The organism is Bradyrhizobium sp. Pha-3 (assembly GCF_042258615.1).
GTDB lineage: Bacteria > Pseudomonadota > Alphaproteobacteria > Rhizobiales > Xanthobacteraceae > Bradyrhizobium.
Window position 1 is genome coordinate 1,343,475 of sequence record NZ_CP170152.1, and the last position, 18,489, is coordinate 1,361,963.

The 18,489-nt window shown below is 63.4% G+C and carries 15 protein-coding genes; 12 read left to right on the forward strand and 3 right to left on the reverse strand.

Features of this window, described 5'->3' with window-relative positions:
* Positions 1–3: 3 nt before the first annotated feature.
* The 7 genes from ACE10Z_RS06255 to ACE10Z_RS06285 are packed head-to-tail and all read left to right on the forward strand — an operon-like array spanning position 4 to position 4,751.
* On the forward strand, positions 4–468 hold the full coding sequence (locus ACE10Z_RS06255) for a Tfp pilus assembly protein FimT/FimU (protein WP_375787160.1): 465 nt from the start codon (positions 4–6) through the stop codon (positions 466–468).
* Entirely contained in the window at positions 443–853 is a 411-nt protein-coding gene (locus ACE10Z_RS06260; protein ID WP_375787161.1) for a prepilin-type N-terminal cleavage/methylation domain-containing protein, read from the forward strand. The genes ACE10Z_RS06255 and ACE10Z_RS06260 overlap by 26 nt, the downstream gene beginning before the upstream one ends.
* Positions 850–1,557, forward strand: coding sequence for a type II secretion system protein J (locus ACE10Z_RS06265; protein WP_375787162.1), 708 nt, complete (start codon positions 850–852; stop codon positions 1,555–1,557). Before ACE10Z_RS06260 ends, ACE10Z_RS06265 begins: the two co-directional genes overlap by 4 nt.
* A complete protein-coding gene (locus tag ACE10Z_RS06270) occupies positions 1,557–2,474 on the forward strand; it encodes a general secretion pathway protein GspK (RefSeq protein ID WP_375787163.1) in 918 nt (305 codons plus the stop codon). Before ACE10Z_RS06265 ends, ACE10Z_RS06270 begins: the two co-directional genes overlap by 1 nt.
* Positions 2,474–3,547 (forward strand): PilN domain-containing protein, encoded by a 1,074-nt coding sequence (locus ACE10Z_RS06275; protein ID WP_375787164.1) that lies wholly within the window; start codon positions 2,474–2,476, stop codon positions 3,545–3,547. The genes ACE10Z_RS06270 and ACE10Z_RS06275 overlap by 1 nt, the downstream gene beginning before the upstream one ends.
* Positions 3,544–4,107 (forward strand): type II secretion system protein GspM, encoded by a 564-nt coding sequence (gspM, locus tag ACE10Z_RS06280; RefSeq protein ID WP_375787165.1) that lies wholly within the window; start codon positions 3,544–3,546, stop codon positions 4,105–4,107. The genes ACE10Z_RS06275 and gspM overlap by 4 nt, the downstream gene beginning before the upstream one ends.
* Positions 4,107–4,751: a hypothetical protein gene (locus ACE10Z_RS06285; protein WP_375787166.1), complete on the forward strand. Its 645-nt coding sequence runs from the start codon at positions 4,107–4,109 to the stop codon at positions 4,749–4,751. Before gspM ends, ACE10Z_RS06285 begins: the two co-directional genes overlap by 1 nt.
* 258 nt (positions 4,752–5,009) lie before the next feature.
* Here the strand turns inward: ACE10Z_RS06285 and ACE10Z_RS06290 are convergent, their stop codons facing one another.
* Positions 5,010–5,657: a prepilin peptidase gene (locus ACE10Z_RS06290; protein ID WP_375787167.1), complete on the reverse strand. Its 648-nt coding sequence runs from the start codon at positions 5,655–5,657 to the stop codon at positions 5,010–5,012.
* 77 nt (positions 5,658–5,734) lie between these two features.
* On the opposite strand from ACE10Z_RS06290, the gene ACE10Z_RS06295 reads away from it, so the two are divergent.
* From ACE10Z_RS06295 to ACE10Z_RS06310, 4 genes are all read left to right on the forward strand, one after another.
* Complete coding sequence (locus tag ACE10Z_RS06295; RefSeq protein ID WP_375787168.1) at positions 5,735–6,520, forward strand: EfeM/EfeO family lipoprotein; 786 nt, start codon at positions 5,735–5,737, stop codon at positions 6,518–6,520.
* The gene (locus ACE10Z_RS06300) at positions 6,517–7,893 is read left to right on the forward strand and encodes a cytochrome c peroxidase (protein ID WP_375787169.1); all 1,377 of its coding nucleotides are present in this window, start codon (positions 6,517–6,519) and stop codon (positions 7,891–7,893) included. Before ACE10Z_RS06295 ends, ACE10Z_RS06300 begins: the two co-directional genes overlap by 4 nt.
* Positions 7,894–8,131: 238 nt before the next feature.
* The gene (locus ACE10Z_RS06305; RefSeq protein ID WP_375787170.1) at positions 8,132–10,189 is read left to right on the forward strand and encodes a phospholipase C; all 2,058 of its coding nucleotides are present in this window, start codon (positions 8,132–8,134) and stop codon (positions 10,187–10,189) included.
* Positions 10,190–10,305: 116 nt separating this feature from the next.
* Positions 10,306–10,992 carry a hypothetical protein gene (locus ACE10Z_RS06310; RefSeq protein ID WP_375787171.1) on the forward strand — a complete coding sequence of 229 codons (687 nt, stop codon included), beginning with the start codon at positions 10,306–10,308 and terminating at the stop codon, positions 10,990–10,992.
* 10 nt (positions 10,993–11,002) lie between these two features.
* Here the strand turns inward: ACE10Z_RS06310 and ACE10Z_RS06315 are convergent, their stop codons facing one another.
* On the reverse strand, positions 11,003–12,310 hold the full coding sequence (locus tag ACE10Z_RS06315) for a cytochrome c peroxidase (RefSeq protein WP_375787172.1): 1,308 nt from the start codon (positions 12,308–12,310) through the stop codon (positions 11,003–11,005).
* Positions 12,311–12,735: 425 nt separating this feature from the next.
* Here ACE10Z_RS06315 and ACE10Z_RS06320 point away from each other — a divergent pair, with 425 nt between their 5' ends.
* Positions 12,736–14,496 carry an alkaline phosphatase family protein gene (locus ACE10Z_RS06320; protein ID WP_375787173.1) on the forward strand — a complete coding sequence of 587 codons (1,761 nt, stop codon included), beginning with the start codon at positions 12,736–12,738 and terminating at the stop codon, positions 14,494–14,496.
* A 68-nt stretch (positions 14,497–14,564) separates the two neighbouring features.
* On the opposite strand, the gene ACE10Z_RS06325 is transcribed toward ACE10Z_RS06320, so the two are convergent.
* Positions 14,565–18,077, reverse strand: a complete 3,513-nt coding sequence (locus ACE10Z_RS06325) for a DUF5801 repeats-in-toxin domain-containing protein (RefSeq protein WP_375787174.1) — start codon at positions 18,075–18,077, stop codon at positions 14,565–14,567.
* Between the last annotated feature and the right edge of the window lie 412 nt (positions 18,078–18,489).

Genomic DNA, 18,489 nt, shown 5'->3' on the forward strand with positions numbered 1-18,489 from the left:
AGCATGAATGATGCGACGCAGCGCGGTTTCACCCTGCTCGAGATGGTGTGCGTCCTTGCCATCATCGCGCTGCTGGCGGCCGTGCTGCTCCCGTTCATTCCGCATCAGACCTCGCGATCGCGCTTGCAGGCCTATGCGCTGCAGACCGCAACGCTGCTGAAGGCCGATCGCAATGCCGCCATCGAGCGCAGCACCAGCGTTGCGACGCTGGTCGATGCGGCGAGCCGGGTGATCCACTCCGGCGCGTCGCGCATGACGGTGCGTATCCCCGATGACGTGCGGTTCGATGCGGTGCTGCCGCAGAGCTGTCAGCGCCGCGCCGCCCTGTCGACCATCCGCTTCTTCGCCAATGGCGGTTCCTGCGGCGGCTCCATCGCGCTGACGCGGCTCGATGCGGGATATGAGGTCCGCGTCAACTGGCTCACCGGAAGGGTAGAAATCGTTGCTCGCGACGTCGCCGCCAACTGACCGCCCTGATGCAGGGTTCACCATCATCGAGGTGCTGGTGGCGCTGGCGCTGGTGGCTGTCTCGATCGTTGCCATCGGCGCGGTCATGGGCGTCAAGACGCGCGGCGTCCGGGCCATGGAGCAGCACGTCGCGCTGATGCAGGCGGTGCGCACATTGATGACGGTCGGCATTCCGCCGCGCGCCGAACTCCAGTCGGGCACGTCGACGGGGCAGGCGGAGGGCTATCGCTGGACCATCGAGGTCAGTCCGCTCGGCGGCGACTGGAAGGTGCCCGAGGGCAACGTGCCCTGGGCGCCGGAGTTGGTCCGCATTCGCGTCAAGTCTCCGGGCGGTGCGTTGTCCGACATTCGCACCGTGCGCCTGATGCCGAGGTCTTCGGAATGACCCCGGCAAGGACAGCACTGCGAACGGGCGAACGCGGCTTCACGCTGATCGAGACCATCGTCGCGCTGGCACTGATGGGGCTGCTGCTGTCGGCACTCGCCAGCATCACGGCGCAATGGCTGCCCAGCTGGAACCGGGGGCTCGACCGGATCCAGCGCAGCGAATTGATCGGGATCGCGCTGGAGCGGATCGGCGCCGATCTCGCGGCGGCGGAGTTCGTTGCCGCCAACCGCGATACCCACAAGCCGCTGTTCGACGGATCGGAATTGTCGGTCACGTTCGTGCGCACGTCGGTGGGGCCGAATGCGGGGCCGGGGCTCGACGTGGTGCACCTTGGTGAAACCCGGGATCGCAGCGAGTTCGTCACGGTTCGTTCGCAGGCGCGCTTCACGCCGCTGGCCGATGGGGTGTCGCTGTCGGAACAGGTGCATCTCGGCAGCCCCGTCGTGCTGCTGCGCGCACCCTATCGCCTGTCCTTCGCCTATGCCGGTGCCGACCGGGCCTGGAAGAGCGTGTGGAAGGATGCCAACAAGCTGCCGGCCATGATCCGGTTGACCGTGCGTGACGCGGCAAGCCAGCGCGTCCTGTCGGTTTCGACCATCGCGCCGGTCCATGTCCAGATTCCGAGCGACTGCACCAAGCCGGACGGCAATTGCGGCGACAAGCAAAGCTCCGACGGTGCCACCGATCAGGGGAAGACGTGATGGGGGCGTCCGGCAAACTCGGCGGATCGCCGCGCAACCGCGGCTTCGTCATCGTTGCGGTGCTCTGGATCCTGCTTGCGCTGTCGTCGCTGGCGATCATCTTCTCGGCCTATCTTGCCGCGTCGGCGCGCGCGTTGGCGGCCAGCGATCTGTCGTTGCAGACCGAGGCGCTGGTGTCGGCCGGGCTCGAGCTCACCGCCTATCAACTGACGCTGACGGATGAGAAGACGAGGCCGCAGCACGGGGCGTTTCATTTCGGGCTGGATGACGCCAGCGTCGGTGTCACCTTCGTGTCGGAGGCCGGCCGCGTAGACCTGAACTACGCGTCGAAGGAAATGCTGATCGGCCTCTTCGTCGTGCTCGGCGCGCGAAAGGACGCGGCCAGCGAATACGCCGACCGGATCGTCGGTTGGCGAACCCGGCCCGTACCGGGCAGCGAGAATGTGGAGGCCGCGCGCTACAACGCGCTCGGCTATTCGCCGCGGCAGGGGCTGTTCACCCATGTCAACGAGCTGGCGCTGGTCGCCGGCATCCCTGAAGCCTTCGTCGATCGCGTGTTGCCGTTCGTGACGGTGTTCAACGGCAGTCCGGATGTCGATCCGGCGATCGCCGCGCCGGAAGTCGCTCTTGCCGTGGACAAGGCATCGGGGAAGCAGCAGGACAGCTTCGGCTCGCCTGCTTCCTCGCCGAACGGCGGCCTCACCGCTGGATCGCAGGCGCCGAGCCCGCAAACTGCGGCATCGACCGCGCAGAGCCCTTGCTACCGGATCGCAATCTCGATCCGGTTCCGCAACGGTCACCGCACCACGTCTGAAGCCGTGATTGCGCTCGGCGACAAGGTCGAGCCCTATCGTGTGTTGTCCTGGCAGAACGATGTCGAGCCGCGCAGCACGGTTCTGCCGCGGAGGAGAGGTTGATGGCAATACTCGCCGAAGCACGGCAATGGTTCGAGCAATGGATCGGCGCGGTCGCGACGGCCGTCGACGGCGTCGCGGGCAGGTTCATGCGCCGGCGCAGCATCGAGCTCGACGAAAATGCCGACGGCACCTTCACGGCCCGCGCCACCGTGGCGAGGGATGGCTCGCCGTCAGCTCCGGTCTCGTTCCGGCTCGATCACGACGCGCCGCAGCCTCCGCTGTCAACAGAGTGGAAGACCGCGTTCGACGGCAGCCGCATCGAGGTGCGGTTGCGATCTGATCATGTCGTCAGCCGCGTGCTCGATTTCCCGAGCCAGGCCGGCGACTTCCTCGATGGCATGATCCGCGCGCAGGTCGACCGGCTGACGCCATGGACCGCCGCCGATGCGGTCTTTGGCTGGGGTTCGCCGCAACCGATCTCCAATGACCGTATCGAAGTCGCGTTCAGTGCGACCGCGGCGACCAAGGTCGATCCGCTGGTCCGGATGGCCAGGATGCTCGGCGCCGGCTCCGTTGCGGTCTCAGCGCCAGCGGTTGGCGGCGACGGCTCCCCGCAGCAGGTGACGCTGCTCGACAAATCGTTGCGCGGCCTCGCCGGACCTGCGGTTCCGCGCCTGTTGCGCATCGGCCTGGTCTCGACGGCGGCCGCGGCCGCGGTCGCCTTGCTGCTCAACGTCTATCTCGGCGGATGGCTGCAATCCGAGCAGGAGGACCTGCAACACCGGATATCGCAGCGCCGCGCCGCGCTGCGTCTCGATGCCAATGGCGACTCGTCCGGCATCGGCCTGCTGGCCAAGCGCAAGCAGACGACGCCATCGAGCGTCATGGTTCTGGAAGCGATCTCGCGCGTCCTGCCCGACACCACCTATGTGACGGAGCTCCGCATCGAGGGCAACAAGGTGCAGGTGGTGGGACTGACCCAGGATGCGCCATCCCTGATCCGCTTGCTGGAGCAGTCGCCGCAATTCACCCGCGCGACGTTCTTCGCGCCGACGACCCGCGCCGCAAATGAATCGGCGGAGCGGTTCCACGTCGAGGCCAATATATCCGCTTCTTTTGGGTCCGGCTCATGAGCGCAGCATCCCGATCGCTGACGGCCGTCAGCACTTCGCCACTGGTCGCGACCGCGAGCTATCTCGGCCTGTTCGTGCTGCTGCTGTTCGTCGTCATCTCGTCGCTCTCGGATATCATCGGCCTGCGCAGCGATGTCGCGGCATCGGTCGTGATGCTGGAGCAACTCGAGGGACGGTCCAAGGCGAATACCGCGCCCGGTCAATCCCCCATGCCGACCGGTTCAGCCTATCTCGAGGGGGCAACCGTCACGGTCGCGGGCGCCACGCTGCTGCAACGCGTGTCGGGCGCGGTGATCAAGGCCGGCGGCAATGTGCTGTCGACGCAGCTCGACGTTCCCAACGCGCCGGCCAAGGCCGGCTTCATCAGCATGGTCGCGAGCAGCGAGATCGAGCAGGCGCAGCTGCAGCAGGTGCTCTACGATCTCGAAGCCGGCATGCCGTTCCTGTTCATCGACCAACTGGTGGTGCAACCCGTCGCCGACGAAGCGGCCAAGGGCGCCGATCCCGGCAAGCTGCGCGTGCTGCTCGGCGTGTCCGGACAATGGCGAGGAGCCAAATGATGCGACGCTTCGCTGCAACCATTGTGCTGTTGGCGGTGTCGGCCTATTCGGCGCCGGCTGCGGTGCCTGACCCATCCGGCGATGCACTGGACGCCGGGATGCTCGATGATACCCGCTTGGGTGGACCGGTGCTGAGTTCGCCGCCGCCGTCCGAACCGGTGACGTCGGTTCGGGTTGCGCCTTCGCCGGCGCCAACGCCCCGGCCGCTCAGCGCAAATCCGCTGTGGGGCATTCCGCTCAAGACGCTGTCCAACACCCGCGACCGCCCGGTGTTCTCGCCGTCGCGGCGGCCGCCGCCTGCCGTCGTTGCGGAACCGGAAGTCAGCAAGCCGTTGCCGCCGCCGCCGCGCAAGGTCGCGCTCGAGCCGCCGCCGCTGTCGCTCGTCGGCACGATCGCCGGGGACGATGAAAGCTTCGGGATCTTTCTCGATCAAGCGAACAAGACCGCATTACGGTTGAAGCTCGGCGACGATTTCCAGGGATGGAAGCTGCGAACCATCAGCGGACGCGAAGTTACGATGCAGAAAGACGAGCACGATGCCGTGCTCACATTGCCCCAGCCGGGCGCCGAGCAGAGCGGCGATGTCCGCCTCGTTCCCGTCAGCACCGACAGGAGGCCGCTGGCTGCGCGGATCCAGAGGTGAGTGCGCTTTCGCTCCCGCGCTAAAGCGTGATGAGATTAGGTTGAGCTGGATCGGCATCGGAGGTTCACCTCTCCCTTGGGAGAGGTCGATTTGCGCAGCAAATCGGGTGAGGGGTTACGGTCTATCGAGAGAGCAAGAGCCCTCACCCGGATTGCACCGGACGATGCTTCGCATCGCCGAGAGCAATCCGACCTCTCCCCGACGGGGAGAGGTGAACCGAACCCGCGGCAAGCCGATTCAACCAAAAATCATCCCGCGCTAATTCAATCCCAGCCAGCCCTGCAGGGCCGGCGTCAGGAGAAGTCCGAGCGCCAGAAACGGACCGAACGGGATCGACGTCTGGCGCTTCATCTCGTGTCCTGCGAGTTGCAGGCTGCCGGCGACAGCAAGTGCTGCGAGCGCCGCGATCAGCAGCAAAGTCGGAATCCCAAAAGCTCCGACCCAGATCGTCGCGGCGGCAAGGAACTTGACGTCGCCAAGTCCCAAGCCGTCCATATGCCGCACGGCGGCGTAAAGGCGCTGCAACAGAAAGAACAGGGCGCCGATGAGGCCAGCGATCGCCATGGCACTGAACGCAGCTCTCGTACTTTCAGTGTTGACGACATGTGCAAGCCCGAGGGCGGCGATCGCAAGATTCAGCCAATCGGGAATGATGCCGTGGCGAAGATCGATCAGCGCGACGGTGCAGCACAGCACGCAGAGCGCGCCGTAGGATGCAATCAAATAAAGAGCTTCGCGATCGATCGGCATGGTGGTGGGACAAGTGTGACGCGTGAACACACTGTGTTGCAACAACTCGCGCGCGTTGAACAGTGCAATTTCAATCGAGTAATGCGTTTGCGGGATTGTGATCGTCAACAACGATAGCGAAGCAGAAAAGATGCGACAAAAAGTCTGCGCTGTCACAAATCCGCATAGGATACCGACAATAGTTCGCCCGATTACGTGCCGCGAGCCCTTCGCGGCAGACGAGTGGGTTGGCTATGCACAAGATACGAGTGGCGGCGTGCCTGGCTTTGCTGGCAGCGTCGGCAGGTCTGCGCGCCGCGAACGCGGGCGCTCTCGAGGAGGGCGCCGAGCGCTATCGGCCGTATTTGATCGAGGGCGTTGCCAGTGCGCTGGCGGGGGCGCGTGCATTGCGCGACCGCGCCGCTGCGGCGGACTTGCCCGGTGCAAAGAAGGCCTGGTTGTCGGCGCGTGCCGGCTGGGAGCGCTCGGAGGTGTTCACCGCGGGCTTCGTGCCCGAGCTTGATGCGCAGATCGACGCCTGGCCGAACGCGGACAGCGGGTTTCACGCCATCGAGGCCAAGCTGTTCGGAGCCGGCAATACCGAAATTGCCACCGATGCGACGGGCCTGGTCGAGCACCTGAACGATCTTCACGGAAAGCTCAAGGATATCAAGTTGACGCCGCAGGGCCTCCTGGATGGCACGGTGCGGCTCGCCTACGAAGTCGGCGAAAGCAAAGCCGATGGCGGCGAGTCGCGCATCAGCGGCACCTCGCTGGACGATATGCGCAACAACATCGCCGGTATCGACTTCGCCTATCACACGATTTTCTCCGCCGCGCTCAACACGGTCGACGGCAAGCTCGACGAGATGGTGACGAACCGGATCGAGCGGCTCGAGGCGATCGTCGCGACGCCCGACCTGCCGCATGTCGATATCGCCGATCTGCGCCAGACCAGCGAGGAACTGGTAGTCGCGCTGCAGAGCGCCTCGGCAAAGCTCGGGCTGCAGCGCCCGACCCTGGAGGCGCAGGCGCGATGAGATCGCTTCAGCTGCGTGCGGCTGCGCTGCTCTCCGCGGTCATCGCCCTCGCGTTGCTTGGGCGCGCGGCGGCGTTTCCGGTCGACGGCGACAAGACCGTGCTCCCTGTTGCGACCGAGCTGAACGAGGATGCGCTCGACAAGCCGCGTGAGGTGTTCCAATCGGAGCGGACCGGAGCCAAGTCGTATCTGGTGAATCTCGGCGATCTCGCCTTCAATTCGCCCGGGCTGCTCGGCGAGGTGGCGCGGCAGGCCGGTGTGAGCTGCGGCACCTGCCACGTCAATGGTGCGAACAACGCCAAATTCTTCATGCCGAAGATGTCGAGCCGGCCCGGCACGTTCGACACCACCGGGGCGCTGTTCAACCCGAAGGCCAATAACCTTTCGTTCGATCCGGTGAGGATTCCGAGCCTGCGCGGCGCCCGCTATCTTGCACCCTACGGCGCCGATGGCCGGTTCGCCTCGCTGCGCGACTTCGTCCACAACGTCATCACCAGCGAGTTCGCAGGTCCGGAGCCGTCGCCGGCAACGCTCGATGCGATCGTGGCCTATCTTCACGACATCGATTTCCTGCCCAATCCGAGCCTTGGTCCCGGCGGGCGGCTGGCCGGCAAGATCACCGACGCGGAGCGCCGCGGCGAAGCGCTGTTCGCAAGGCCGTTCCCGCACGATCCGGCGCTGAGCTGCGCGGGATGCCACGTACCATCGTCCGGCTTTGTCGATCACCAGCAGCATGACGTCGGTTCGGGCGGTCTGTTCAAGACGCCGACCTTGCGCAACGCCGACTTCAACGCGCCGTACTTCCACGATGGCCGCTTCGACAATTTCAAGCAGGTCGTCGATTATTTCGACCGGACCTTTCAGCTCGACCTCTCGGCGCAGGACAAGGGCGACCTCGTCGCCTATCTCACGGCCGTCGGCGACGGCGTGCAGCCTTATGAACGCGACGGTGCAGGTGCAACGCTGAAGGAGATCAACGATTTCTCGACAGTGCTCGCGACCGCGATTCCCGCCGGCGACAAGGATATCGTCGCGCTTGCAGTCGATACGATCGGCCGCGAACTGCGCGAGTTGACCGAGCAATACCCCGATCGCAAGAACACCAGCGTGTCGGGCGGCGAGCAGCAGCGCGTGCTTGCGCGCAACGGTCTCAAGGAGCTCGTGCTCACGCTGCGTCGAATCGAGATGGCCGTTGCAGCGGGCCGCAACGCGGACGCTGCAAGCGAGTTCAGGAATTATCGCAATCTGATGGCGGCTGCGGTGCCTGCATTACTGGCGAGCGCCGAGCCGTGGTCGTTGTTCAATCAAGACGTGCATGATCAGCATTACGCTGCGCTTCGCGAAGTGATGCGCTCCAGGCACGTCTCGCATTGATTGAGCTGTACTGTAAGGCATTTGCGATCCGCGCCGCTGCGTGGAGCGCTTCATCTGCGTTCGATCTTCCGTTGAAGAATCGAATCGTGGAGATGCGGCGTGCAGCAGCAGATGTCTCCACGCAAAATATTTGAACGTTTCGAAATTTCTCGCGCGCTTTCACGCAAGCGAAAACCATGCGTCATGTTGTCGCACTAAGCAGTGTGTGTTGCTAACCGCAAACACCCTGAGGTCGACAATGAGTTTGAACTACAAAAAGCACTGGCGAACCAGCACCGCGCTCTGCATCGCGTCAACGGTGCTCGTCGCAACAGCCGCATATGCCGCTCACTATCCGGGCGGACACAGTGATTGGGACAAGCGTCCGCATCACAATCACCAGGCGCATCAGGAAGCTGATCGCGTCAAGCATGACCACGATAATGACGACAAGGATCACGGCGGCAAGGGCAAGACCGCTTCGCCGATCAAGCACGTCATCATCCTGATCGGTGAGAACCGCGGCCTCGATCACACCTTCGGTATCTACAAGCCGAAGGGCAAGGGGCAGACCATCTCCAACCTGTTGTCGAAGGGCATCGTCAACGAGGATGGAACGCCGGGACCGAACTTTGCGCAAGCGCAGCAGTACTCGGTTGCGGGCCAGACGGCCTATTATATCGGTGCGCCGACCATCTCGAAGTCGCCCTACAACGCGACCAATGCGATGCCGCAGCCGAACACCAACGGCACGCCGACCGCGCAAAGCGACACGTCGCCTCCATTCAAGACGATCACCGAGGCCAACGTCGAGATGGACATGGATCCGGCGGATCTCGACATCCTCACCACCGGCTTCAGCGGCCTGCCGACCGGTGTGCTTGATACCCGCGTTCCCGGCGCCGGCGGTCTCAACGGACCGTTCCCGCTGCAGGGCGAGCAGATTAGCGACGACGACTACACCGGCGACTCGACCCATCGCTTCTATCAGGATTGGCAGCAGGAAGACTGCAACGCCGCCAACGCCACCCAGAAGAACAACTCGGGTTGCTTGAACGATTTGTTCCCGTTCGTGATGGCGACCTATTCGGCGTCCAACAAGAGCATGGCCAACTCGCTGGGCTTCTACAATGCCCAGCAGGGTCAGGCCCCGATCCTGAAGATGCTCGCGGACCGCTTCACCCTGAGCGACAACTTCCACCAGTCGTTCCACGGTGGCACCGGCGCGAACCACTTCATGCTCGGCACCGGCGATGCAGCCTTCTGGAGCGACGGCAAGGGCAATCCGGTGACACCGCCGGTCGGCCTGATCGCCAACCCGAACCCGGTCGCGGGCTCGGTCAACCGGTATAGCGTCGACGGCAACTGGAGCAACTGCTCCGACGTGTTCCAGCCCGGCGTTAAGCCGATCGTCACCTACCTCAACAATCTGCCGTACGCGGCGGAGCCGAACTGCAAGCCCAACCACTACTACATGCTCAACAACGTCAATCCGGGCTATCTGCCGAACGGCGCGCTCTCGGGCGGCAACAACGTTCCGCCGTCGTCGGTTCGCACGATCGGTGACGCTCTGATCGAGAAGAACATCACCTGGGCGTTCTATGGTGGTGCGTTCAACGACGCCGTGGCGCTTTCCAACGCTGCGGTTGCCGCCAATCCGTCGAACCCGAACCTCAGCGCCGCTGCGGTCGCCGATCCGGCGCACGCACTCGGTGTTGCCTACTGCCAGATCTGCAATCCGTTCCAGTATGCGACCTCGATCATGGCCAACCCGACCGTGCGTCAGGCTCACATGAAGGACACGGCCGATCTGATCACGGCGATCCAGCACAACACGCTGCCCGCGGTGTCGTTCGGCAAGCCGGACGGTCTGCTCGACGGTCATCCGCAGAGCTCGAAGGTTGATCTGTTCGAGGCTTATGTCCTGAACGTGCTCAACGCGCTGGACAACAATCCGGAGTTGAAGGCCGACACCGCGGTCTTCATCACCTGGGACGAAGCCGGCGGCTACTGGGACTCCGGTTACACGCAGTCGATCGACTTCTTCGGCGACGGACCGCGTATTCCGACCCTGATCCTGTCGCCCTACTCGACGGGCGGCAAGGTCAACCACAACTACGCCGACCACGTTTCGCTGCTGAAGTTCATCGAGCGCAACTGGGCTCTCGAGCCGCTCACGGGCCGCAGCCGCGACAACCTGCCGAACCCGACCTACTCGAAGAGCAACGAGTACGTCCCGACCAACAGCCCGGCCCTGTCTGACATGTTCGACGCGTTCGACTTCAGCAAGCCGGTCAGTCTGTCCTACACCGAGTGATCGAACCCTCGTCGAGGACGAGATCTTGATTTGAACTGAGATCGGCGCCGATCGAACCGATGGTTCGGTCGGCGCTGTCATGTTTTGCCAGCCATCTGACCGCCCGGAAATAGACGATGAAGCGCAATGAGAAGACGTGCTCGATGAGCCGGGGCGCGGCGACCCTCCTGGTTGCCGTTGCCATCCTGGCCCATGCTCCGATGCCGGCCGCGGCCCAGCAGTTCTCCGCCGACCTCGTTGCGGGCAGGGACGAAGCGACGACTGTGCTGGGAACGCTACGCGTCTCGCAACAGAAGGCACGAATCGAAGCAACGGCGCTGCCGGATGGCTTTTTCCTGATCGATATGGCGAAGCCTGCGGCGGTTTTCGTCCGTCCCGGCGCCCATGTCTTCATGGAGGCACGGCAGTCCAGCCCGCTGACCCGGATGTTCGTTCCGGTCGATCCGGACGATCCCTGCCGGCAATGGCTGGCGATCGCACAACTGTCCGCGCCGATCGATCCCGCCACGTGGCATTGCCGGCGGGACAGGCCGGAAGCCATTGCGGGCCGTGATATGGACGTCTATCGGATCGTGGCGCCGTCCGGTGCCGGCTTTGTCGGCTGGGTCGACCGCGCGCGCGGGTTTCCGGTGCAGATCAAGACCGCCGATGGGACGGTGATCGTCGCCGATCACATCCGCGACGAGCCCCAGCCGGCGCAAACCTTCGAAATTCCGGCTGGTCTGCGCAAGTTCGACCCGCAAGCCCTGATCCGCCGGATCCAGCAGAGCGATGTATGGGTTGCGCAGCCCGCCTCGCAGTGAACGCGTGGCGTTACTGCGGCTGCCGGCTCGTCACCGGCAGCAGCCGGCCGAGCGCGCTGTAGTGCGATTGATGCACGTTGCTGTTGAAGAGGGACCAGGGCTCGGCCTTCTTCAGGGCGACCGGAACGTCGAAGTTCACCAGCTGGGCAAATTTGCGGTATTCCGCCATCGCTTCGTCGATCCGTCCGGCCCCGACCTCGAGGTCGATACGGCGCAAGGTCAGAACGAGATCCTTCAGGATCGCGCGCGCGGCGAGCCGCTCGTCCTTGCCGCCGACTGCGGTGTTTCTGATATCGGGGATGTGCTCGGTCAATTCGCGCAGCTCGGCGCCGACCCCGGTCACGGCCAGCGACACCACCGCGGTGTCGGCGGCCGGAATCGCGACCTCGAGCACGCTCGAGAGCTCAAGCACTTCCTTCATCCGCAGCACGACGCCGTCCTTGTCGAAGGGACGTTCGCCGTCGCCGACCGCATTGAGATAGGCCACGAGGTCCTGCGTGTCCTGGGTCGATAGTTCGAGGTCGAACATGCGATCGAAATGGCCCACCACCTCTTCATACGTGTCGTAGCGCCCGTCGTGAAAATACGGCGCATTGAAATTGGCGTTGAGCAGGGTAGGGGTCTTGACCAGTCCGCCCGATCCGACGTCGTGACGCAGCTGGTCGTTGAAGGTTCCGGCCGGAATATGACAGCCGGCACAGCTCAGCTCGGCCTGCTTCGGGAACGGCTTGAAGAATAGCGCCTCGCCACGACGCTCGGGCAAGCTCGCCTGCGCGGCAAGCCTGCCGCCGGGCGCAATCTTCGGATTGGGGAGGAAATCGATATCGTTGATATAGGCGACGAGGCCATCGAGAACCTCGTCGCGCGGCCGCGGCCCGGAAAACTCGTTGACGATGACATTATATACGAAGTCGCGCAGCGAGGTCATGCGCCCGTCATGTCCGTAAGGCGCGAGGAAGCGGGCGCCCCGCAGGCTCGGAATCCTGACCGGATCGAGGATGCTGTTGAACGTCTTCGTATTGAAGACAAGGCTGGTCGTGTCGAAGGTACCGGGGCGGGAGGACGCGCCCGGAACGAACAGTTTCGGGTTCGACGCGCCGTTGACGTGACAGGTGCCGCAGCTCATCTCGGCCTGACGGGCCTTGCCGCCGAGGATGGAAGGCGAATTGAACGCGAGATCGCCGAGATTGACCAGATAGGACTTGCGCCCGCCCATCGCTTCGGAATGAAAGATCTCGCGCGGCCGCGTCAGCGCTTCCTCGGAAAATTCAGTGCCGGCCGGCAGCACGGTCTGGTCGCCGCCGAGCGGGAATGCCATCGTCCGCAACGGGAGGAGCGCAACGACGAGCGCCAGCAACGCGACTCGTGACGCTCTGACGCCACGATCGGCACACGCAGTACGACATTTTCCGGAGCCGGACGCCAGAATATCCCAAGCCATTGCGAGAAAACGCCCCTGTCACAATGCATATGCGCTGCCGCACGTCGGAAGATGTCACGCAGGTGACGGTTTCCTGTCGGCAGGTTCAATGACCATCTGTTTGGATAGACGACCGTTGATTGCGGTTTGATGACGATCGCCGAGACGCAAGCCAATCTGAATTTGACAGAATGAAGATTTATCGGCGCGTACGCATCTTTTCACGCATTTGTGCGCGCGTCGAAAAACGGTCATCCCAGCGAAATGTGTTTTGCATAGCGTGTAACTCCATTTCTAATTCTTTCTGAAATCAGGAGAGCATTATGCGGCTTTGGGGAGCCATTCCGGCGCTCGCAGTTGTTGCTGGCGCCGTTGCCATCTCACCGGTGGCGAAGGCCGAAAATTTGGTCGAAAAGATCGTTGATGAATTCAAGCGCGAGGTCAGGGACGAGCTGCGCGACCGCGGCCATGAAGGTGTGCATCAGTACAAGCACATCGTCGTCATCTACCAGGAGAACCACAGCTTCGATAACCTCTACGGACACTGGGGCGATGTCGGCCGTGACCGGATCAACGGTACCTCCGACGCCGATCAGGCGCATACGCTGCAAGTCCGGCAGGACAACCAGACCGTCTATGCCTGTCTGCTGCAGAATGACGTCAACCTGACCTCTCCGTCGCCGCAGCCCACGACCTGCACCGACAACACGGGCTCGGTCGCGATCCTCAGCGCCTTCAAGAACAAGCCGTTCGAGATCAACGACTTCATCCCGACCTCGGCGACCACCTGTCCGAAGCCGCTCGGCGCTTTCGCGGCGCACGGCTTCCTCAACGGCACCGGCTCGCCCGGCGGTTGCACCGAGGACATCGTGCATCGCTTCTACAGCGAGCAGTACCAGCTCAACGGCGGCCGGCAGAACCGCTATGTGACCGGCAGCGATGCTGCGGGCCTGGTGATGGGCTACTACGACACCAAGAAGCTGCCCATCTACACCTATCTCCACGGCCACGGTGCGCCGAACTACGTCATCGCCGACAGCTTCTTCCAGGGTGCCTTCGGCGGTTCGTTCCTCAACCACCAGTTCCTGGTCGCGGCCGCGGCGCCGCAGTTCGTCGGTGCCTTGAACGACGGCAGCGCCAATGACTTCCACGCGATCGTCGATGCCAACGGCATGCCGACCAGCACGCCGCTCTATACGCCGCTGTCGACCGTGAAGGACGCGCAGCTGACGGCGAAATGCAACCAGCCCGGCCTGCCGGCTGGCCTCGCCTGCGGCGACTACGCGGTCAACACCACGCAGCCGACCTATCAGCCGTATTCGCCGGGCACCCCGGACATCAAGCGCCTGCCGCCGCTGCACACGCCGAACATCGGCGATCGGCTGTCGGCCAAGCATGTCGACTGGGCCTGGTATTCGGGCGGCTGGTCGAACGCCAATGGCGATGTCGGCGCGTCCGGCTGGACCAACGGCAACGGCACGACCTGCACCGATCCGAACCATGTCTCCACGGCGGTGTTCCCGAACTGCCCCGATGTGACCTTCCAGTACCACCATCAGGCGTTCAACTACTTCGCCAACTACGCGCCGGGAACGCAGGCCCGCAGGGATCACCTGAAGGACGAGGCGGAGTTCATCCAGGCGGCCAAGAACGGCCGGCTGAAGCAGGTCAGCTTCATCAAGCCGATCGGTGAGGAGAACGAGCATCCGGGCTACACCAGCGAAACCGAAGGCAGCCAGCATCTCGTCGATCTCGTCAAGGCAATCGTCGAAGGGCCGGATGGCAAGGACACGCTGATCGTCATCACTTATGACGAGTTCGGTGGACAGTGGGACCACGTTCCGCCCCCGCCGTTCAACCGACATGGCGCCGAAGCCAAGGCTGCGGACCAGTGGGGCCCCGGCACCCGCATTCCGGCGCTGCTGATCGCCAAGCGCTTCAACAAGTCGGGCGTCGCCCATGAGGACTTCGACACCACGTCGATCCTCCGGATGCTCGAAAAGCGCTTCGATCTCGATCCGCTGGTGACGCGCCCGGTGCGCAGCCTCTCGGCGGCACTGAAGGCCGGCGAAGGCTGGCACTGACACGTGAAATAGTCCCGGCCCGCGTCAACTCTGACGTGGGCCGGGACCCTTACTACGGTTCAGGGCCGTTACAAGATCAGATCGTGTTGCACGTGCGTAACCTGGTCTGACAGAATGCTGCCGGCCATCGCAACGCTTGCCGGGCTGGGTGCGAATGTCGGGGCAGACGTCCAGGTCTTGAGGTCCTGAATATCGACCGGAAGGATGGCCGTGGCTGCATCGCCGTCCTTGTCGATGGCGGACACGTCGAACAGCAGATCGGTGCCCGGGATGGTCGTCTTCTCGGTATAGGCGATGTTGTTGACCGTGAAGGTAGCGTCGCCGCGTGCCGCATGATCGTAGTCGACCTGGACCTGATTGAACTCCTTTCCGACGTAGAGCGTGTAGGTCAACGTCGTGTTGTCAAAGGCGTAGGTATTGATCAGCGAAGCATTCGAGGTTTCCTTCACCACGATTCCGGTGCAGCCATCGGGTGGCTTCGGAATGCAGATGCTGAAGTCGTGGACGTCGCAGCTGCCATCAAGGACCTTGAAGGTCACGCTCGCAGCGCCGCAACCCTGCCATTGAGCGAGGGTCAAACCGACTTGCGACTGCTTCCCGGAGAACGCGAGGTTCAACTGCTCGTCGGGGTCCATCTGCAGTCCGCAATCGCCGACCGCAATACCGTTGTCCGACGCCTTCACGTCGAGGGGATGGCCGCAACTATCAGAACCGGTGATAACGAGTTGGCCGTCCGCAGCAGTCAGCGACGGCTTCGCGTCGCCCGGGGCGCCGAAATCGGAGCCGGTAGCGGTGACGTCCTTCAGCAGATCGACGTTATCGAGATTGAAGCAAAAGGTTCCGTGCGGATCGATCAGCAGCTTGAAATACGGATCGGTCAGGGTGCCGCCGCAATCCGCACGATAGGCGTCCAGTTCGACGCCGCCGCCCACCTCGTGGGTTGAATAGTAGAAGGTGAAGTTGTCGCCATTTCCAGTGACATGCACCGCGGTATTGCCGTCGTCCAGGTGCGACGCGGCCAGATCGTATCCTGTGTTGCCGACTGCACCGCTATGGATGGCAACGAGCATCGCGGCGTCACCGTCAGCGCCGAAATTGACATCGTAAGTGCCGGTCGCGAACTGATTGTCCTGGTCGACGACGCAAATCTTTGAAAAGTTGCAAATCGTCGGACTGTCGTCCGTGATCGTCAGTTGCTTGCCGAGATCGATGGACGCGCTCTGGAAGTCGCCGTCCTTGTCGGTGATGGTGGCAACCAGGCCTACAACGCCGGTACTCAACGATACGCTGTCACCGCCATCAGAACTGGCGTCGAACGGATGCATCACTGCCCGATACTCGGTGAAGCTCACGCCCCCCGTGGCCGGATCGAGCGAGATGGTGAACGCCAGCGTGCCGTTCGTTGTGCCGACATGGCCTTCGATGGTGTTGCCGTTCAGAACCAACACGTCGGCGCAGCCCGTGTGCGAGTCGATCAGGCCTGATGCGGTGCCGTTGCCGCCGGCGATCGTCAGTGCGTAGCGGATGGTCGCGCCATCCGCGCCCTGTACCGACGTGAACGCGGTCGAGAAGTCGGCGGACATCGTGGTCAGGGTCGAATCCGGCGCCGTGCCTGCGATATGGTCGTCGAACACTGTTGCGGTCAGATGCGCTTCGGCCAGTGTCAGAGACGGAGTTGCACCGCTCGTCTTGATGCTCGGACCATCGTCCAAAATCGTCAGCTGCTGGCCAAAATCAACGCTCGCGCTCTTGAAGTCTCCGTCCCTGTCCGTGATGGTCGCCACCAGGCTGACAAGGCCGGCGTTCAACGCCACACCTTCTCCGTTGTCCGGGCTGGTACCGAGCGGCTGCTTCACCGCCCGGTACTCGGTGAAGGTCACTCGTCCGGTGACCGGATCGAGCGCGATGGTGAACGCGAGCGTGCCGCTGGTCGTGCCGACATGGCCTTCGATCGTGTTGCCGTTCAGAACCAGCAGGTCGGCCAGGCCAGTGTGCGAGTCGATCAGACCCGACGCGGTGCCGTTGCCGCCGGTGATCGCCAACGCGTAGCTGATCGTTGCACCATCCGCGCCTTGGACCGAGTTGAATGCCGTCGAGAAGTCGGCGGAGGTCGTCGTCAGCGTTCCATCAGGCGCAGAACCTGCGATGTTGTCGTCCAGCAGCGTTGCAGTCAGATGCTTCTCACTTAGCGTCAGCGAGGGGACTGTTCCGCTCGTGCTGATGCTCGGGTCATCTTCGGTAATGGTCAATCTGCTGCCGAGATCGAGGGTCACATCCTGAGACAGGCCGTCCTTCGTCACGGTCGCAGTCAGGGTTACGACCCCGGTCGCCAGCGACACCGTTTCGCTGTCGTCGGTGCTGGTGCCAGGCGGCCGCATCGCCGCCCGGTACTCGGTGAAGATCACGAGCCCTGTGGCTGGATCGAGCGTGATCGTGAATGCCAGCGTCCCGTCAGCCGCGCCGACGCGGCCTTCAACGGTGTTGCTGTTCTGAACCAGCACGTCGGCCAGGCCGGTGTGCGAATCGATCACCCCCGACGCCATACCGTTGCCGCCGGGGATCGTCAGTGCGTAGCTGACTGCCGCGCCCGCCGCGTCCTGTGCGCTCGCGAACTTCACCGAGAAGTCCCCTGACGTCGTCGTGAGCGCCCCGTTCGGTGCGGAGCCGGCGATGTTGTCGTCGAGCGCCGTTGCCGTCAGGTGTGTCGCGCTCAACGTCAGCGACGGCGCCGCTCCGAAGCTCAGCTTGAGCGGCGTCGGTGGCGGCGGTGGCGGGTTGAAAGTATCAATGAAAGCGAATTTGAACACCGGCACGGGCGCGAGCGGATCTGGCGTCAGCGACGGCGAGTCAGGCTGGAAATTGATGGGCTCCAACAGCGGCGACCCTTCGAGAGCGGGCATTCCGGACCCTTTTGATCCCGTTCCCTTCGCGAGATTGGCAAGCGTCTCCTGCTGGGCGTCCCGCAATTCCTCCATGTGGGCCGGGCTATTCGTGACCTGGTTCACCCCGACCGACGACCCTTTGGCGCTCAAGATGATCGTCACTCCGGGATCGTCGACGACGATGTGCCGGGGGATCGCCTCCTTGGTCACCAGCTCGAACACGCCGTGGTGGAGGTCCTTGTAGTTGATCTTGTCGTCGTCCAGGAATGTGACGTTCGGCTCCGCAGCCCGCGCGTCCTCCAGGAGCGAGAGGGTCAGCGCCGCGAACGACAGCATGCCAAGGCCGCTGGCCCGGATGGTGCCAACAGGCGTGTCCGCCGCCAGGACGCTTGACCCTGCCAGCCGGCTGCCAATCATGCGGAAGATGTTTCTGGCCTTGGCGAACTTCCCCGGGTGCAAGGTGCGACCTCGGTCTTCCAAGTCGCCCAATTCCAGCCGGGTGCCAGCCGGCAGGTCGAGCACCGTGCCATCGACCAGGCGGATTGCGACCCGGCCGTCCGCCGCGATCTCGACGAGGTCACCCTGGCAAACGGGATCGCCGGGCACGATTTGAATGGCAGTGCCGTGTGCACGCGTGATCGTGCCGCAGCCGGACGCCGTTTGAACAACGCCAACCACTCGGGGCAGCTGGCCGAACATGGCCAGGGATGCGTCCCCGAACGCTACGCCGGACGCGACTAACATTGGCTTTTCGCCTGCTAAATAGCTCAGGCGGAACGCGGTGCCGTATGTTTCTTGGTCTGGCTTGCGCCCGCGACGAGGTGAAATAACCCCGCACCGGCAGCCATAGGCTTGCCCGCCGAAACGTCCTGATTGAAACTAAATTCGGTAGTCGAAATGGGATTCCAGTACGGCGGGGAGACATCGCGAAAATGACAGAACTGCTGTCCTTTATCGCGAGTGCAGCCCCACTGGATTTAGTGTATATTTACCAAGTCGATTGTCCACCTATTAATTTTTAGTCGAACTACGGCAGGCGTTTAGGCCTGTCTGTTGCAACTTGGCACTCAAGGTCCTGCGGTCTCGGCCCGACGGTCCACATCACCATCGA

Excerpts from the sequence above, each read along its gene's own strand:
- ACE10Z_RS06255 (WP_375787160.1), top strand. The coding sequence starts at position 4 with ATGAATGATGCGACGCAGCGCGGTTTCACCCTGCTCGAGATGGTGTGC.
- ACE10Z_RS06265 (WP_375787162.1), top strand. The coding sequence starts at position 850 with ATGACCCCGGCAAGGACAGCACTGCGAACGGGCGAACGCGGCTTCACG.
- ACE10Z_RS06270 (WP_375787163.1), top strand. The coding sequence starts at position 1,557 with ATGGGGGCGTCCGGCAAACTCGGCGGATCGCCGCGCAACCGCGGCTTC.
- ACE10Z_RS06275 (WP_375787164.1), top strand. The coding sequence starts at position 2,474 with ATGGCAATACTCGCCGAAGCACGGCAATGGTTCGAGCAATGGATCGGC.
- gspM (WP_375787165.1), top strand. The coding sequence starts at position 3,544 with ATGAGCGCAGCATCCCGATCGCTGACGGCCGTCAGCACTTCGCCACTG.
- ACE10Z_RS06285 (WP_375787166.1), top strand. The coding sequence starts at position 4,107 with ATGCGACGCTTCGCTGCAACCATTGTGCTGTTGGCGGTGTCGGCCTAT.
- ACE10Z_RS06295 (WP_375787168.1), top strand. The coding sequence starts at position 5,735 with ATGCACAAGATACGAGTGGCGGCGTGCCTGGCTTTGCTGGCAGCGTCG.
- ACE10Z_RS06300 (WP_375787169.1), top strand. The coding sequence starts at position 6,517 with ATGAGATCGCTTCAGCTGCGTGCGGCTGCGCTGCTCTCCGCGGTCATC.
- ACE10Z_RS06305 (WP_375787170.1), top strand. The coding sequence starts at position 8,132 with ATGAGTTTGAACTACAAAAAGCACTGGCGAACCAGCACCGCGCTCTGC.
- ACE10Z_RS06310 (WP_375787171.1), top strand. The coding sequence starts at position 10,306 with ATGAAGCGCAATGAGAAGACGTGCTCGATGAGCCGGGGCGCGGCGACC.
- ACE10Z_RS06315 (WP_375787172.1), bottom strand. The coding sequence starts at position 12,310 with ATGGCATTCCCGCTCGGCGGCGACCAGACCGTGCTGCCGGCCGGCACT.
- ACE10Z_RS06320 (WP_375787173.1), top strand. The coding sequence starts at position 12,736 with ATGCGGCTTTGGGGAGCCATTCCGGCGCTCGCAGTTGTTGCTGGCGCC.
- ACE10Z_RS06325 (WP_375787174.1), bottom strand. The coding sequence starts at position 18,077 with ATGTTCGGCCAGCTGCCCCGAGTGGTTGGCGTTGTTCAAACGGCGTCC.